The organism is Aurantimonas aggregata (assembly GCF_010500835.1).
Lineage (GTDB): Bacteria > Pseudomonadota > Alphaproteobacteria > Rhizobiales > Rhizobiaceae > Aurantimonas > Aurantimonas aggregata.
Genome location: NZ_JAAAMJ010000013.1, coordinates 1 through 15,003 on the forward strand (window position 1 = coordinate 1; position 15,003 = coordinate 15,003).

A 15,003-nucleotide genomic window follows, 5' to 3' on the forward strand; every position below is an offset into this window, starting at 1 on the left:
TCCTCCCTGTGATCCAAAACCATCCGAACCGCGCGGGCGCGCACCTCGGGACTAAACGGCGGAGTTCTCTTCGTCATGGCTCCAGTCTCTCAAGAGTTGGAGCCTCCGACAAACTCGGGGCGGTTCAAACCAGGTCATGAGTGATCGGTTGTCCATGTGACGAGCGTTGTCCGATGCAGAGGACCGGACTCAATGTCCGATCGTTGACCAAACTTATTTGGGCGCGATATGTCTGCCTGTCGAAGAAAGGTCATTTACCATCGAGGATTCGTCAGTGAGGGATGCGCAGCCAGACACAGAGTATCGACCGCGCTATCTTGGTGAGACGATCAAACCGGAAGCAGGAGAAAGCTATGACTGGCACGTGCACGATTACGGCCAGCTCATCTCAGCCGCTTCAGGCTCCATGTATGTGGGTACGCCCAACCGGGTTCTACTCCTGAGTCCGGCCATGGCCGTTTGGATACCGCCAGATACCGAGCATTGGATGCGCTACGGGTCCAACAACGTGATGCTCTATGTGGACGTGAACGGCGGTGAAGCGGATCAGCTTGGTTGCGATTGCAGAGTTATTGCCATGACACCGCTGCTTGGTGCCTTGTTCGTCGCGACCATGCCTGAAGGCACCGATGCGCGACGGACCAACCACGACGACGCTCTGCACGTTCTTCTTAGGCACGAGTTACTGTCTGCGCGTGACGTGCCGCTGTCGCTGGTTTTGCCAAAGGATGCCCGTATTCGCGGGGTCGCCCAAGCCGCGCTCAATGACCCCGGCACTGTTCGATCTGTTGAGGCATGGCTGGCAAACGCGTCTGCCAGCCGCAAAACGGTTGAAAGGCTGTTCACCGCAGAAACGGGGATGCCGCCTTCCAAATGGTTGCGCCATGCCCGGATTTTGCACGCCGTCTCGCTCCTCGCATCCGGTCACAAAGTCACATCGGTTGCCTTCGATATGGGGTACGAATCGTCAAGCGCGTTCGCCTACATGTTCCGACAAATCCTCGGCGTTAGCCCGAGCGCGTTCATCAGAAGGCAGCCATTCGCGGCAACCTGACGAATGGGTAGGTTGGGCTCGAAGCGGACGATCGCTGCGATCTTGTCGGACGGCAGCAATGGGTCGAAAGGAGACCGGCTGCTCAGCGCTCAGTTCCACAAAAGCGGACACGCTTGTGGATGCCACCTCTGTAATGCCCTCCAGGCGTATCCCTGTGACCTTCCACTCTCGATGGCTTTCGGGGTGGCGAGGCTAACAGCGTCATTTTCGGATTGGATCAGTGTCTGAAGTAAAGCAACCAAATCGACAAACTGGCGGCGGAGGGTCTGCGGAACCGAGAAGCCTATCCACATTAAGTCTTTGCAATCTTTGCAGAAAATTTGGTGGGTGACGTAGGGTTCGAACCTACGACCCGCTGATTAAGAGGCCCCTGCGGATTGCACCACAGGCGCAGCCGCCGGTATAGGCTTTGGTCATGACTATGCTTTCTCGGACTGACATTTGACGCCGCCAGGTATCAGGCAGCCTTTGGCTTGGCGAAGACGTCCAGACCTTTGCCGGTTTCGAGGAGGGATTTCAGGCTGGAGAGGATAGTTGGCCAGCCGTTGCTGACGCCGTTCGCCATGCCGCTGCCCGCAATCAGGTCGTCATGGGTGACGGTCAACCGGACCATCTCCTCATACTCAACGATCTCGAAGGCCACGCGGCTGTGGCTGGCCGGATCGTCAGCCTGCGAAGCATTCGCCCACGAGATGACGAGACGGGTCGGCGGAGAGACCTCGATGACCTTGCCGACAAGTTCGACGCTGCGTTCGTCATTGGCACGAATGTGCTCCCACTTCGATCCAACTTTCCAGTCCGAAATATTCTCGTGGCCCCAGTAACGCCTTGCAACATCCGGTTTCGTTATAGCTTCGAACACCTTTTCCGGCGTCGAGAGAATATAGGTTACGTAAACAAATCTGGTCGTCTCTCTTGTCATTGCTACTCTCCCTCGAGTTCTATCTTCAGATCGTGCAGCAGGCTGAGCCGCTGGCGTTCGAATTTCCTCACCCATCGCTCGTAGACTTCGTGCAGCGGCACCGGATTGATAAAATGCAGCTTTTCGCGGCCACGCCTGACCGAGCTCACCAGATTGGCATCCTCCAATATCCCGAGGTGCTGCGTGGCGGATTGCCGGGTCATGTCCAGGGTTTCGCAAAGCGCGCCCAGCGTCTGCCCGTTCTTCTCACACAGAAGGTCGAGCAGCTTTCTGCGTGTCGGGTCGCCCAGCGCTTTGAAAACTTTATCAATGTGCATTGGTCTTAATCTGCATAGACACAAATATGCAGGTAATTACCTGCCTGTCAAGAAGCCAGTCGGTGCTGAGACCGTCCGCGCTCGTGACCTTCTGCTCAAACCCCATGTCCGCTTACGGCGAGATCGGCAATCGTCGGCTATGACTTGGTTGGGTCGCCAGCCGTCCGTCCACTTCCCTCGGTGCAGCGTCTGGACGGGGTGGAGAGACGACTGTCCGCTTCCGGTCGAAACGAAGCTAAGCTGCCGTTCGGTAGGGCGGTCTACTGCCAAAACCTGCTACTACTCAGCTAGTCGAAGGCCTTCAGTGCGCAGGCAAAGTCGCCCTCCACGGCGTCATCGGACAACGTCCAGAACACGATGCGCTGCTCAGGGTCGATTTCAAGGATCGTGGTAGTGGATTTCTGCGTGCCATAGGCTGCGAAGAAGCCGTAATGGTTCCCGCCGGATACGGGTAGGTTGGGGGGGACAACGCGGTCGATTACGCTCGCTTTGCAGTAGCTAGCCATCTTCACGACCGCACAGCGCATAGGAGGTACCGTGCCCACCGGATCCGGGTTGGGCCCGCACCTCAACTGAACAGGGCTCTACCGGGCATTAGTGTAGACCAGCTCAAGCTCCTCATCTTCCGCGATCGAGGCGGGCGTCAGGATTTCAAAGTCCATGAGCTCAGCGCGACAGTCCTGCGCGCTGAGCTTGCGCGACTGGCACACCGGATGGGCCTCCCATTCCCCGAACAAGGTGGTCAAATCACTTTCAGATCGGACCCCTAGCGACTTCAGCGTCGCCGGCTCCCCCAGGTCCACACCGTTCTCGCCGTAAACGACGTTGATGAACTCGGCGTCGTAGAGCGCCTCATTACCGGGCATGTGGAACGTATCGTACTCGGCGAGGTAGTGGGATGCATAGGCAGATGCGACCGCCGGATGGTTCTCGTCGGGAGGATAGGGCAGCCCATCGTAGCGAGAGATCCAGTAACGTCCGCCCCGACCCTTCTCGATAAAGCTCTCTATCGGCTCCTCGAACATGCCATGCTCGGGCATCACATGGGCCACATAAAACCCTCCGCCTGTCGGTCTAACGATCCCGACATGGGTAATAGAAGTTCCGCTGGCACGTTTCAGAATTTCGCTGCGCGGCCCTGATCGATCCTGAAAGATGATGTCACCATTGGCCAAACCGCTCCATTCTTGCTCGGCGTAGGCTTGGGTTGTCAGCGACATGATCGCGAAGAGGACTATGCAGAGGCTGCTCAATGTCATGCCATGCAGTTTCACTCGTATCGTCCTGATTATCGAGACCAAATGGCGAGAGCACTAACGGTTAGGACCTTGTTACCATCACGCCGCGCGCGCTGTGTCGGCAAGGCGGCGCAGCCTCTATCTCCTGCCAATTCGTAGAAGGGCGGAACGGCACGTCCGGTTCGGGGACCAACGATGGGGTGTGGGAACGTCACCGAAGGGTCGAGAGCGGACGGCCGCAGGGGTGCCCGCGAAGCGCGGCATTCAGGCGGTCGCCGGGTCTGGGGCAGCGTGCTTAGGTGCGGGGACAGCGGAAAATACCTCAATCAAAACAAAGCGACCGAATTCCCCGCACCTTTTCATAACTGCTTGATTTCTTTAAAAATTGGCACCTTTCTCGACCGCACCAGCCTTTTCTGAAGGCAAAGAGCGTCGGGGCCTCCCGGTCCCCATCCCGCATCTCCTACCAGGATGCGGCGGTGAACGTTCAGATCGAACCCCAATGGAATTCGTCGCTGACGCCCGTTGTGCGGACAACGACGTCTGGCATGAGCCCGTCGACCGCCTCGGCCGGTGCTGATTCGAGCGCTTGACCCGTGCGCCTTGTGCAGCCGGCCGGACGTTGCCACTTCGCCGCGTGATGGCATGGACCACGGGGCGGCGACGGGGACGACGATGAATCAAGACAATCTCGGCGGCACATTGCCGAAACGGGCCCTCGTGTTCCTCAATGCCAAGGCCCGAAGCGGCGGCGACGGGTCCGCGGCGGCCGCGCTCGACGTGCTGCGTCAGGCCGGGATGACGCTTGTCGAGCCGGCACAGGACGAGCGTCCGTTTCGCGAGATCATCCGGGAATACGCGAGCCAGGTCGATCTGGTCGTCCTCGGCGGCGGCGATGGGACACTGAGCGACTCGGCGGCGGCGCTGATGGAGGCCGATCTGCCGCTGGGTATCCTGCCGCTCGGGACCGCCAATGATCTTGCCCGGACCCTGACGATCCCGACCGACATCACCGCCGCCGCTTCGGTCATCGCTGCCGGCAAACTGCGTGCCGTCGATCTAGGCGAGGTCAACGGCCAGCTGTTCTTCAATGTCGCCAGCATCGGCTTTTCGGCCGACCTGGCGCGCAGCCTGACGGCGGCGGCCAAGAAGAAGTGGGGCAAGCTGGGCTACGCGATCGCGGCGTTCAAGCTGCTGCGCCAGAGCCGGCCCTTCTCGGTCGACATCGAGCATGACGGCGTCGTCGAGCGTGTCCGGACGGTGCAGGTCTCCGTCGGCAACGGCCGATTCTACGGCGGCGGCATGGCCGTCGCGGCGGATGCGGCGCCCGACGACGGCCTGCTCGACGTCTATAGCCTGGAGGTCGAGCACTGGTGGGAGCTCGTTGCTCTGGCGCCGTCGCTGCGGCGGGGCACGCAAGGGCGGTGGAAGAAGGTCCGGACCTTCCAGTCCACCGGCCTGACGCTGAGCACGCGGCGGCCGCATGACGTCAATGCCGACGGGGATCTCGCATCGAAGACGCCCGCGACATTTCGGATCCACCGCAAGGCGCTGCGGGTGTTCGTGCCGAGCGCCCCGGCCGCCTGACCGGGCCGGGTGGCTAGTGTCGGCCCCCGGCGTCCTCCGTCGTCGACTGCAGCGAGGGTCCCTCGACCTCGGCCGGGTTATGCCGGTTGTAGAGGATCGAGGACCATAGGGCGACGCCGATGACGACCGCACCGCCGAGACCCGTGAGGACCTCGGGCACGTGGACGACCGCCTGTGCGTACATGATCACCGACAGCGCAAGTATGGCGTAGAAGGCGCCGTGCTCGAGATAGCGGTATTCCATCAGCGTGCCGCGTTCGACGAGCATGATCGTCATCGAGCGGACATACATCGCGCCGATGCCGAGTCCGATGGTGATGACGAACAGGTTCTGGGTCAGCGCGAAGGCACCGATGACCCCGTCGAACGAGAAGCTGGCGTCGAGCACCTCCAGATAGAGGAAGGCGCCGAGACCGCCCTTGGCGGCCCCGACCATCGCCTCGTTGGCCTTGTCGAGTACCCTTCCGAGGATGTCGACGAACAGGAAGGTGATCAGCCCATAGATCGCCGACATGACGAAGGTGAGCTTCTCGGCCGAGTCGACCAGATGGGCGAAGATCAGCATCAGGACGAGAACGAAGGTGATCTCGGCGCCCCGGATGCTGGCAAAGCGGCTGACGCGCGACTCGATCACGTGGACCCAGTGGATCTCCTTGTGCTCGTCGAAGAAGAAGCTGAGCGCCACCATCATCAGGAACGTGCCGCCGAACGCCGCGATCGAGAGATGGGCGTCCAGCATGATGCGCGAATACTCGGCCGGCTCGTTGATCGCCAGTTGCATGGCCGCGATCGGCCCGATGCTTGCGGCGATCGCCACGATCACGAGGGGGAAGAGAACCCGCATGCCGAACACGGCAATGAGGATGCCCCAGGTCAGGAAGCGCCGCTGCCAGACCGGGGTCATCTCCTTCAGCTTGTTCGCGTTGACGATGGCGTTGTCGAAGGACAGCGAAATCTCGAGGACGGCGAGGACCGCGCAGATGAAGAAGACGGCGAACATCCCACCGATCGTGCCGGTGGCGTTCCAGCCGAGCCACGCGCCGAGCGCGAGGCCGACGGCCGTCACGATGAATGACCACTTAAAGTAATGCAGGCTCGCCATGTGGGGTCCGTTCGTGAGCAAGACGCCGTAGCAGCAGCTCTGGCTGTCACCGCAGACGACAGAGGCGGCGCTCGGCAGCGACATCGCGATGTACGCCTCCGGCGCGCGATTATCCATCACCTCCCGCGCGCCAATTATGTTGTCGGGAAGCCACGTCCGCCGACGGTCTGCATCCCGGTCGATAGTGGCCTCCCATTTGCGGCCTCCATCACCGGATCATCGCGGCGGTCGTGCTTTCGAAGTGGATGAAAATCCTCTAGACGCGGGGCGACCGCTGTTGCCGGCGGGTCGATCCGTTTCACCACAAGTCGGGGAGGGTGCATGGCTGATCCGCAGCTGAACAGCGACGCGCCTGCAGATGGTGTGCGGAACGAGGTCTACGACGAGGACGGCTTCGTCGCGCAGCCTTTCCGCCAAAACGTTGAGGCCGCGATCGAGGCGGAGGATGCCGACTTCCTGCAGCAGGAAATCGGCCATCTGCACGAGTCGGAACTCGGCGACCTGCTCGAAGCCCTCGACCACGGGGAGCGGCAGTCCCTCGTCCGGCTGATGGGCGACCAGTTCGACTACACCGCGCTCACCGAGGTCGACGAAGCGATCCGCATGTCGATCGTCGACGCCATGCCGAACGCGCAGATCGCCGAAGCGGTGCGCGAGCTGGATTCGGACGACGCGGTCTACATCCTCGAGGATCTCGACGAGGCGGATCGCAAGGACATTCTGGAGCGCCTGCCGTTCCGCGAACGCATCCGGCTGCGGCGCTCGCTCGAATATCCCGAGGAATCCGCCGGCCGGCGGATGCAGACCGAGTTCGTCGCGGTGCCGCCTTATTGGACCGTCGGCCAGACCATCGACTACATGCGCGAGGACGAGGACCTTCCCGAATCCTTCGCCCAGATCTTCGTCATCGATCCGGCCTTCAAGCTGCTCGGCGCGGTCGATCTCGACCGCATCCTGCGCGCCAAGCGGCCGGAGAAGATCGAAGACATCATGCACGAGACGCGCCACGCGATCCCGGCCGAGATGGACCAGGAGGAAGCGGCGCAGGTCATCGAGCAGTACGATCTGCTGTCGGCTGCCGTTGTCGACGAGAGCGAACGCCTAGTCGGCGTGCTCACCATCGACGACGTCCTCGACATCCTGCAGCAGGAAGCCGACGAGGACATCAAGCGTCTCGGCGGCGTCGGCGACGAAGAGATCTCCGATACCGTGTTCACCGCCGCGCGTTCGCGCTTCTCCTGGCTGCTGATCAACCTGGTGACGGCGATCCTCGCCTCGCTGGTCATCGGCCTGTTCGACGCGACGATCGAGCAGATGGTGGCGCTGGCCGTGCTGATGCCGATCGTCGCCTCGATGGGCGGCAACGCCGGAACGCAGACGATGACGGTGACGGTGCGGGCGCTCGCCTCCCGCGACATCGACCTCTACAACGCCGGGCGGGTCATCCGGCGCGAGACGCTCGTCGGGCTGCTCAACGGCGTCCTGTTTGCGGTGATCATCGGCCTCGTTGCTGCGTTCTGGTTCGACAATCGCGGCCTTGGCGAAGTGATCGCCATCGCCATGATAGTCAACATGCTGGCGGCGGCGCTGGCCGGCATCCTGATTCCGCTGGTCCTCGATCGCTTCGGCGTCGATCCGGCCATCGCGTCCGGCACCTTCGTGACGACGGTGACCGACGTCGTCGGGTTCTTCTCGTTTCTGGGCCTGGCCGCCATCTGGTTCAACATCGGCTGACGGCACCACCGGGGGCGCGCCGTGCTGCGGTGCATGGATTGACTTTTACGTAAGGCTGGCCTCATGCAGCTATGGCACCGCTGTCGGGGATCCCGCTTTCATGCGCGACTATTACACGATCACCGAGCTCACCCGGGAGTTCGACATTTCGACCCGGACCATCCGCTTCTACGAGGACGAGGGCCTGCTCGCGCCGATAAGGCGGGGCCGGACGCGGCTGTTCCGGCACTCCGATCGGCAGCTTTTGAAGAACATCCTGCGCGGCAAGCGCCTGGGGTTCTCGATCGCCGAGATCCGCGAGATCATGAACATGTACAAGAGCCCGCCGGGTGAGGCCGCGCAGCTGCGGGCGATCGTCCGACGTGTCGGCGACCGCCGGCAGGAGCTCGAGCAGAAGCGCCGCGACATCGAGGAACTGCTGCGCGAGCTGGACGCGGCCGAAGAGGCCTGCCTCACCCGCATGGCCGAACTCGGCGTCGGCCAGACGGCACGCGCCGAGTAGCGACCGGCGCATCGCTCCCTGCCAACCGCGTCGTTCAGCGGCCTGCTACTGGGCCTCGAACTGGTCCACCGTCCGGAACGTGCATTCGTTGATGATGTCGCGGATCCGGGTCATCTGGGCTTCGTCGGTGTCGCCGGCCATCAGCGCATCGAAGAGATCGGCCGCGACGATCTCGCGTTGCGCGCAGTCGCAATAGGCCTGGCAGAACCGCTCGTCCTGCTGGGCCAGGCAGGCTCGGCTGCAGTCGGACCGGAACACCGCATCGCGGTCCGGCGGCGCGATCTGGGCGAAGACATAGACGAGGCCGATCAGCACCGGCTGGTGCACCAGATAGAACATCAGCGAATGGCGGCCGAGCCAGCCGAGCGGCACAAGCGGTGCGAGCGACGGGTTCCAGCGGCGCAGCGCCTCGAACGTCCCGGCTCGCTGCGCCAGCCGCGCGACCGCGATGCCGGCGAGCACGGCGCCGAAGAACGGGAAGATCGGCACCAGATCGTTCGACACTGGCGGCGATTCGGCGAGGCCGGTCCAGGCCAGCCATCGCGTGTCGAATGCCGGGCTGGTGACGAACCAGGGCAGGGCGATCACGCCGACCGCGGCCAACGCAGCGATGATCCACGGCAGCCTCAGGAAGGCCAGGCCGATCAGGCTCGCGACCACGATGTGATGGAGGATGCCGAAGAAGACGAAGCTGTTCGGCGTGGCGAACACTGTGGCGATCGTGACGGCGGCGGCTGCCGCGGTGACCTGGCCGAGTCGTACAAGAAACGGCCGCCACCGTACGCCGCCGCCATGCGCGAGAACGAGGCTGATCCCGACGAGGAACAGGAAGCTCGAGGCGATGACCCGGGCGAAAACCCGCCAGCCGCCCTCACCGGTCAGGCCGCGATCGACATAGTTGAAGAATTCGAGATCCCAGGTGAAGTGATAGACCACCATCGCGAGCAGCGCGACGGCACGGGCGATGTCGACGATTTCGATGCGCCCGCTGGGGGCGGGACCGACTGCTGGGGGCACGCGTGTTCCTTGAAGCTGGACAGCCACGGCGGCTTCCTATGTTGAACGGCAATGCCGCCGTTTCGCGCGGCGGTCTATCCCCGAAGAGGTACGACATGAAGATCATCGAGGCGCACGGCGCTCGCATTCCGTCCATCGGCCTGGGCACCTACACACTCGAAGGCGAGACTTGCGTCGACATGGTGGCGAAGGCGATCGAGGCGGGTTACCGCCACATCGACACCGCCCGCATGTACGGCAACGAGGTCCAGGTTGGCGAGGGCATCCGGCGCAGCGGCATCGATCGCGGAGAGCTGTTCGTCACGACCAAGGTCTGGTGGACCGATCTCACCGAGGACGCCCTTTCCGCGTCGGCCCACAAGGCCATCGAGGCTCTGGGCATCGGGGCTGTCGACCTCATCCTCATCCACTGGCCGAACCGGGACGTGCCGCTGGAAGAATCAATCGACGCGCTGAACCGCACCGTTGCCGACGGGCTGACGCACCACATCGGCGTCGCCAATTTCACCAGCGCCATGGTCGACGAGGCGTGCGCCATGTCGTCCCGCCCGCTGGTCTGCAATCAGGTCGAGTATCACCCTTTCCTCTCGCAGGACGACGTGCTTTCGGCCTGCCGGCGCAACGAGATGGCGATGATCGCCTATTCGCCGATCGGCCAGGGCGGCGACGTCCTCGGTCATCCGGTGATCCGGGAAGCCGCCGAAGCGCACGGCAAGTCGCCGGCTCAGATCGTGCTGCGCTGGGAGATCGAGCAGGACATGGTCGGTGCGATCCCCCGCACGTCCAATCCGGAGCGGCTGCGGCAGAACCTCGAGATCTTCGACTTCGCGCTGACCGAGGCAGAGCACGCGGCGATCAGCGACCTGACGCGGCGCAGGGCGCGCCTCGTCGATCCGTCCTTCGCGCCGCACTGGGATCGCGCCTAGACCCACGCGCGGCCGGAAGCAGGAGGCTGGACTGTTCTTCATCATCGCCAAGATCGGCTGGTTCGTCCTGCAGCCGCTGGTCGCCATCATCCTCGTGGCCGCCATCGGCTTCCTCGCCCGCCGGCTGCGCTATTGGCGTCTGGGCGGCGCCTTCTATGGGCTTGCGGCTCTGGCGCTGGTCCTGTGCAGCCTGACGCCCGCCGGCCTCGTCATGACGGCAGTGCTGGAGGATCGGTTCCCGCGCCCGTCGCTGCCGCAGGATGTCGACGGCATCGTCGTCCTCGGCGGCATGTTCGATACCCGCGTCGCCCGCACCCGTGGCGAGCCGGAGCTGAACGAGGCGGGCGACCGGGTCACCGTCGCCCGCGCCCTCGCTTTCCGCTATCCGGAAGCCCGGGTACTTTTCAGCGGCGGCGTCGCGGCGGTGCTGGAGGAGGACATTCCCGAGACCTACGTCGCAGAAGTGTTCTTCGCATCGCTCGATCTCGAACCCGACAGACTGCTGCTCGACGACCGCGCCAGAGACACGTTCGAGAACGCCGTCTACGCGAAGGAACTGGCCGAGCCGCAGCCGGGCGAGACGTGGCTGCTGGTCACCTCGGCCTCGCACATGCCGCGGGCGGTCGGGTGCTTCCGCGTCGCTGGCTTCGACGTGATCCCGTATCCGGTGGATTACCGGACGCCAAGCGGAGCGGCTTTGTGGCGTCCCTCGACCGCGACGACGCGCAATCTCGAAAAGGTCCACTTCGCCATCCGGGAATATGTCGGCCTTGCCGCCTACTACGTCGCCGGCCGAACCGACGCGCTCTTCCCTGCGCCACGCTGATCGGGCAGGTGAGCCTAATCGTGCACGGCATCCCGGGCAGGCGAGCGATATTGCCGCTGTGCGATGATGACGACGACGAGCGTCGTCGTCAGGACCAGCGCATAGGGCCCGAGGAACCAGCCGAGATAGGCGAGGGCGAAGAAGATGGCGCGCAGGCCCGTATTGAAGTTGCGGCCGGCAATCTGGTTGAGCCGCGCCGCCTTCAGTACCGCCCGTTCCCGCGTCGCCGCGTCCACGGTGGGATCTGAGGGCATCGGCACAGCGCCGATGAGAATCGAGCAATAGTTGAACAGCCGATAGGCCCAGCCGAACTTGAAGAAGGCGTAGGCGAAGATCAGCACCAGACCGAGCAGCTTGAGCTCTACCATGCCTCGGTCGAGACCGGCATAGAATGGCAGGTCGGCCGAGATCGTAGCGATTCGTTCGGCCGAACCCAGGAGCGCGAAGCAGCCGCCGATGGCGAAGATGCAGGCCGAGGCAAAGAAGGCAGTGCCCTGCTGGAGCCCCGCCATGATGGCCGTGTCGATCATCCGCAGGTCGCGCCGGGACATCACCTCCATCCAGCGTCCGCGCTGGACGTTCATGGCGCTGGACAGGCCCTTGTCGGCGAGGGGGCCGTGGTCATTGATCCAGTTGTACCCCAGCCACACGACGAGAAAGATCGCCACCGCGATGCCGTCTGCCGTCTCGATCATCAGCATCGGGCCGTCTCCCATTCCGCACCGTTTCCGTCGACCGGACCGCGCGGATTCTGCGGATCAATTCCGCCCGGAGGTGACAGGGTTGGCGGCGTCGGCGCAAGTCCGGCTCAAGGCAGGGCCAGCAAAGTGACGACAGAATCCTTCTGGGGGGTGCCTTGTACGCCGACGCCTTAACGGATATTTAACAGCTGCGGACCGGGACGGGGGTCATGACGGATCCGCCGCAACATCAATGCAGGACAGTTTCATATATGGATGACAGTGTGCAGAAGTCGTGCTGGGGCGTGACCGTATGGACGGTCGCCGTCTTCTCAGCCCTCCTCGTGCTCGGCTTTCTTTTCGCCGGCGCCGAGACGGTGACGATCGCCGCGAACTGATCATTGTGGGGTCGGCCCGAGGTCGACTGCCGCATTCGCCGCCCGCTGCAACTCGCGCCGCCAGGCGGCTCTCCCGGGCATACTGAAGCCTGGCCGACCGATTATCGACCGGACAACTGAGCGCCGATCGTTCGAAAGGCAGCCGTGCCGCTCCACCTCATCAAGCTATGCGTCGGCGTCGAGACCATCGAGGAGCTCGAGACCCACGTTGCGGGCCGCCTTGCGCACGCCCGAACGATGGGCACGGCCGTCGAGCAGATCCATACCACGCGGATGGTCCCGAAGCGCGCCACCGAACTGGTGGAAGGCGGGTCGCTCTATTGGGTGATCAAGGGCCATACGCAGGTTCGCCAGCGTCTGCTCGCCGTCCGCCCGTTCGTCGACGAGGCGGGGATCGGGCGCTGCCGTCTGGTGCTGGAGCCGGTCTTCACCCGAACCGCCTGGCAGCCGCGACGGGCCTTCCAGGGCTGGCGCTACCTCAAGCCCGAAGATGCGCCGATGGACCTCGGCGGGGGAGAGACGCCGGACGAGGCGCTGCCGCCGGCCTTGAGCCGAGAACTGTTCGAACTCGGCCTTCTCTAGACCGTCCGTTCAGCGGAAGCGTAGCCGGAGGGCAGGCGTACCGGAGGTTCCTGCCACCCGGATGCGCGTGTGCGAGATCGGCTGGGAGGAGCGCCAGGCCCGCGCCCCGTGGCAGAGCAGCAGCGCCACCAGATCCTTGGCCTTGAGGCGCGAGCGTCCGTCTCTGACCTCGGCAAGGCGCAGCGCCGCCTGATGCACCGGGTGGGCCCCGCCCTGGTTGAGGGCCCGCGGAAAGGGCGTCTCCATGACTTCCTGGCCGAGACCATGCTGTTCGATCGACATGCCTGAATCCCCTCAAAACGCGATACACTAGGATTGAAACCGAACGGGCTTTCGCCCGCAGCGGGCATGTCAGTTGGCGACGGCGTAGCAATTGTAGTCGTTACGCTTCAGCGCAGCACAGGCCTCCCAGGCCTGGTCCTTGTTCGCGAAGCCGGCGAACCGGGCGCGATGCAGCGTCTGTGCGCCACTGCTGACCGGTTCGATGAACGGCTCGGCGGCGTTCAGCGGTCCCCCGACCTTGCGCTTGGCTTCCGACAGCATGCTCATGGCGTCGGCGGCGGCGGGCGCTGCGGCGATCTGGACGACCCAGGGCGAGCTCGGGCGAGAGACCGAAGCCGACTGGACGGAGCCGGTCGGCTCGTGGTCGACGGCACCCGGAACCCCGAGGCGCGGCATCGGCACGCCGGTGTTCATCGCCGGCCGGGAAACGGCCGGGAACGGAATGTGCGAAGCAGGGCGCTCTTGGACGAGGGCGGCGCGCAGGGCGTCGCGGCCGACGATGGGACGAGCGTCGGCCTGCGGCAGCCGGGCGATCGCGCCGGCAGCATCCGAGCCGTAGGCGAGGGCAATGCGTTCGTCGACATTGACGGGCGCCGGCCGGGAGCCGGGCACCGGACCGTTGCTGGGCAGGGCGGCGACGGTTATGGCTGCTGGTGCAGCGGCGGCAACCGGCATCGGCGTCGGAACGCTGGCACGCGAGGCGATGAGTGCGCCGCCGTCGCGGGTGCTGGCCTGCGGCAGGTACTGGTTGAGCAACTTGACCATATGGTCGTCGCGGGAACGGCCCGAACGGCCGCCCATCACCACGGCGACGAGGCTCTTGCCGTCGCGCTTGACGGACGAGACAAGGTTGAAGCCCGACGCATTGATGTAGCCGGTCTTGATGCCGTCGGTACCTTCGACGCGGCCGAGCACCCGGTTATGGTTGCCGAGGCGGGTGCCGCGGAAATTGTAGGATCGCGTCGAGAAGTAGCCGTAATATTCCGGGAAATGCTCGCGCAGCGCGATGCCGAGCGTCGCCATGTCCCGCGCGGTGGTGCGCTGCTCGCTGTTCGGCAGGCCGTTGGCGTTCTTGAACGTGGTGCGCGACATGCCGAGCTTGCGGGCGGTTGCCGTCATCTGCTCTGCGAATCGTGCTTCAGATCCGCCCAGGAACTCGGCCATGACCACCGACGCGTCGTTGGCGGACTTGGTAACGAGGGCGCTGATGCCCTCCTCGAGGGTGATGGTCGAGCCGACCTTCAGGCCGAGCTTCGACGGTGGCCGCGCAGCGGCGTATTTCGACACCGGCATCTGGCTAGACTTGGAGACGCGGCCGGTCTTGAGAGCGGCGAACGTCATGTACAGCGTCATCATTTTCGTGAGTGAAGCCGGGTAACGATACGCGTCCGCATTGTCCTCATAGAGGACCTTGCCGTTGTTGGCGTCGATCACGAATCCGGCATAACGCGGGTTCGCGTGGGCCGCGGACATCTGCGAAAGGCACAGCGCGCCTCCGAGGGCAGCGAAGCCGAGCGTCTTTCCAAACGCGACGGTGACGGCTCTGAGACGGGGAAAAATCTTGCGCACGCGGCTACTCTCTTGATCTGACCTGCTGCGAACCTGCCGCGAGATGTCGGGCACGATGTCGCAGGCACTTCGGATTCCGGCGGGCGCTGACAGCCCCCGTTGAAATGCAGATTAGGCGGACGGGCTTACCAATCGGTTTATGGTTGCCGAACCCTTCCACCGTGCGCGGCAATCATCGGTAGCGCAGAAAGCCGACATCAATGCGGGCGCTGGCCCGCAATGCCGTCAGGCGTTGGCAAATATTGTGCAGCGCAATATATTCAGGCC

General features: G+C 63.8%; 17 protein-coding genes. 8 read left to right on the top strand and 9 right to left on the bottom strand.

Features of this window, described 5'->3' with window-relative positions; genetic code table 11:
* Nucleotides 1-166 precede the first annotated feature (166 nt).
* Complete coding sequence (locus GTW51_RS15460; RefSeq protein ID WP_163044935.1) at nucleotides 167-1,054, top strand: AraC family transcriptional regulator; 888 nt, start codon at nucleotides 167-169, stop codon at nucleotides 1,052-1,054.
* A 457-nt stretch (nucleotides 1,055-1,511) separates the two neighbouring features.
* Here GTW51_RS15460 and GTW51_RS15465 read toward each other — a convergent pair whose 3' ends face one another.
* From GTW51_RS15465 to GTW51_RS15480, 4 genes are all read right to left on the bottom strand, one after another.
* Nucleotides 1,512-1,976, bottom strand: coding sequence for an SRPBCC family protein (locus tag GTW51_RS15465; RefSeq protein ID WP_163044936.1), 465 nt, complete (start codon nucleotides 1,974-1,976; stop codon nucleotides 1,512-1,514).
* A 2-nt stretch (nucleotides 1,977-1,978) separates the two neighbouring features.
* Nucleotides 1,979-2,293, bottom strand: a complete 315-nt coding sequence (locus tag GTW51_RS15470) for an ArsR/SmtB family transcription factor (RefSeq protein ID WP_163044937.1) — start codon at nucleotides 2,291-2,293, stop codon at nucleotides 1,979-1,981.
* Nucleotides 2,294-2,580: 287 nt separating this feature from the next.
* Nucleotides 2,581-2,799: a hypothetical protein gene (locus GTW51_RS15475; protein ID WP_203566116.1), complete on the bottom strand. Its 219-nt coding sequence runs from the start codon at nucleotides 2,797-2,799 to the stop codon at nucleotides 2,581-2,583.
* Nucleotides 2,800-2,877: 78 nt separating this feature from the next.
* A complete protein-coding gene (locus GTW51_RS15480; protein WP_163044939.1) occupies nucleotides 2,878-3,567 on the bottom strand; it encodes a YiiX/YebB-like N1pC/P60 family cysteine hydrolase in 690 nt (229 codons plus the stop codon).
* Between the two features lie 639 nt (nucleotides 3,568-4,206).
* Here GTW51_RS15480 and GTW51_RS15485 point away from each other — a divergent pair.
* The gene (locus GTW51_RS15485) at nucleotides 4,207-5,118 is read left to right on the top strand and encodes a lipid kinase (protein WP_163044940.1); all 912 of its coding nucleotides are present in this window, start codon (nucleotides 4,207-4,209) and stop codon (nucleotides 5,116-5,118) included.
* Between the two features lie 13 nt (nucleotides 5,119-5,131).
* On the opposite strand, the gene GTW51_RS15490 is transcribed toward GTW51_RS15485, so the two are convergent.
* Complete coding sequence (locus GTW51_RS15490; RefSeq protein ID WP_163045026.1) at nucleotides 5,132-6,220, bottom strand: DUF475 domain-containing protein; 1,089 nt, start codon at nucleotides 6,218-6,220, stop codon at nucleotides 5,132-5,134.
* A 321-nt stretch (nucleotides 6,221-6,541) separates the two neighbouring features.
* On the opposite strand from GTW51_RS15490, the gene mgtE reads away from it, so the two are divergent.
* Nucleotides 6,542-7,954 carry a magnesium transporter gene (gene mgtE, locus GTW51_RS15495; protein WP_163044941.1) on the top strand — a complete coding sequence of 471 codons (1,413 nt, stop codon included), beginning with the start codon at nucleotides 6,542-6,544 and terminating at the stop codon, nucleotides 7,952-7,954.
* 100 nt (nucleotides 7,955-8,054) lie between these two features.
* A complete protein-coding gene (locus GTW51_RS15500; protein ID WP_163044942.1) occupies nucleotides 8,055-8,456 on the top strand; it encodes a MerR family transcriptional regulator in 402 nt (133 codons plus the stop codon).
* Between the two features lie 45 nt (nucleotides 8,457-8,501).
* On the opposite strand, the gene GTW51_RS15505 is transcribed toward GTW51_RS15500, so the two are convergent.
* The gene (locus GTW51_RS15505) at nucleotides 8,502-9,473 is read right to left on the bottom strand and encodes a heparan-alpha-glucosaminide N-acetyltransferase (RefSeq protein WP_343034025.1); all 972 of its coding nucleotides are present in this window, start codon (nucleotides 9,471-9,473) and stop codon (nucleotides 8,502-8,504) included.
* A 95-nt stretch (nucleotides 9,474-9,568) separates the two neighbouring features.
* Between GTW51_RS15505 and GTW51_RS15510 the strand changes: the two genes are divergently transcribed.
* Together GTW51_RS15510 and GTW51_RS15515 are read left to right on the top strand one after the other, a co-directional pair.
* Nucleotides 9,569-10,399, top strand: a complete 831-nt coding sequence (locus tag GTW51_RS15510) for an aldo/keto reductase (RefSeq protein WP_163044943.1) — start codon at nucleotides 9,569-9,571, stop codon at nucleotides 10,397-10,399.
* A gap of 94 nt (nucleotides 10,400-10,493) precedes the next feature.
* Nucleotides 10,494-11,225, top strand: coding sequence for a YdcF family protein (locus tag GTW51_RS15515; protein WP_343034026.1), 732 nt, complete (start codon nucleotides 10,494-10,496; stop codon nucleotides 11,223-11,225).
* A 14-nt stretch (nucleotides 11,226-11,239) separates the two neighbouring features.
* Here GTW51_RS15515 and GTW51_RS15520 read toward each other — a convergent pair whose 3' ends face one another.
* Entirely contained in the window at nucleotides 11,240-11,926 is a 687-nt protein-coding gene (locus tag GTW51_RS15520) for a DUF599 domain-containing protein (protein WP_246233190.1), read from the bottom strand.
* A gap of 251 nt (nucleotides 11,927-12,177) precedes the next feature.
* Between GTW51_RS15520 and GTW51_RS24340 the strand changes: the two genes are divergently transcribed.
* Both GTW51_RS24340 and GTW51_RS15525 read left to right on the top strand, forming a co-directional pair.
* A complete protein-coding gene (locus tag GTW51_RS24340) occupies nucleotides 12,178-12,303 on the top strand; it encodes a hypothetical protein (protein WP_281354616.1) in 126 nt (41 codons plus the stop codon).
* 144 nt (nucleotides 12,304-12,447) lie between these two features.
* The gene (locus GTW51_RS15525) at nucleotides 12,448-12,885 is read left to right on the top strand and encodes a DUF1489 family protein (protein WP_163044944.1); all 438 of its coding nucleotides are present in this window, start codon (nucleotides 12,448-12,450) and stop codon (nucleotides 12,883-12,885) included.
* A 9-nt stretch (nucleotides 12,886-12,894) separates the two neighbouring features.
* Here the strand turns inward: GTW51_RS15525 and GTW51_RS15530 are convergent, their stop codons facing one another.
* Nucleotides 12,895-13,167, bottom strand: a complete 273-nt coding sequence (locus GTW51_RS15530) for a hypothetical protein (RefSeq protein ID WP_425483266.1) — start codon at nucleotides 13,165-13,167, stop codon at nucleotides 12,895-12,897.
* A 69-nt stretch (nucleotides 13,168-13,236) separates the two neighbouring features.
* On the bottom strand, nucleotides 13,237-14,736 hold the full coding sequence (locus GTW51_RS15535) for an SPOR domain-containing protein (protein WP_343034027.1): 1,500 nt from the start codon (nucleotides 14,734-14,736) through the stop codon (nucleotides 13,237-13,239).
* Between the last annotated feature and the right edge of the window lie 267 nt (nucleotides 14,737-15,003).

Bases quoted from the DNA above. Each gene is read 5' to 3' on its own strand.
- GTW51_RS15520 (WP_246233190.1), bottom strand. From the start codon at position 11,926: ATGCTGATGATCGAGACGGCAGACGGCATCGCGGTGGCGATCTTTCTC.
- GTW51_RS15485 (WP_163044940.1), top strand. From the start codon at position 4,207: ATGAATCAAGACAATCTCGGCGGCACATTGCCGAAACGGGCCCTCGTG.
- GTW51_RS15475 (WP_203566116.1), bottom strand. From the start codon at position 2,799: ATGGCTAGCTACTGCAAAGCGAGCGTAATCGACCGCGTTGTCCCCCCC.
- GTW51_RS15470 (WP_163044937.1), bottom strand. From the start codon at position 2,293: ATGCACATTGATAAAGTTTTCAAAGCGCTGGGCGACCCGACACGCAGA.
- GTW51_RS15465 (WP_163044936.1), bottom strand. From the start codon at position 1,976: ATGACAAGAGAGACGACCAGATTTGTTTACGTAACCTATATTCTCTCG.
- GTW51_RS15500 (WP_163044942.1), top strand. From the start codon at position 8,055: ATGCGCGACTATTACACGATCACCGAGCTCACCCGGGAGTTCGACATT.
- mgtE (WP_163044941.1), top strand. From the start codon at position 6,542: ATGGCTGATCCGCAGCTGAACAGCGACGCGCCTGCAGATGGTGTGCGG.
- GTW51_RS15510 (WP_163044943.1), top strand. From the start codon at position 9,569: ATGAAGATCATCGAGGCGCACGGCGCTCGCATTCCGTCCATCGGCCTG.
- GTW51_RS15490 (WP_163045026.1), bottom strand. From the start codon at position 6,220: ATGGCGAGCCTGCATTACTTTAAGTGGTCATTCATCGTGACGGCCGTC.
- GTW51_RS15530 (WP_425483266.1), bottom strand. From the start codon at position 13,167: ATGTCGATCGAACAGCATGGTCTCGGCCAGGAAGTCATGGAGACGCCC.
- GTW51_RS24340 (WP_281354616.1), top strand. From the start codon at position 12,178: ATGGATGACAGTGTGCAGAAGTCGTGCTGGGGCGTGACCGTATGGACG.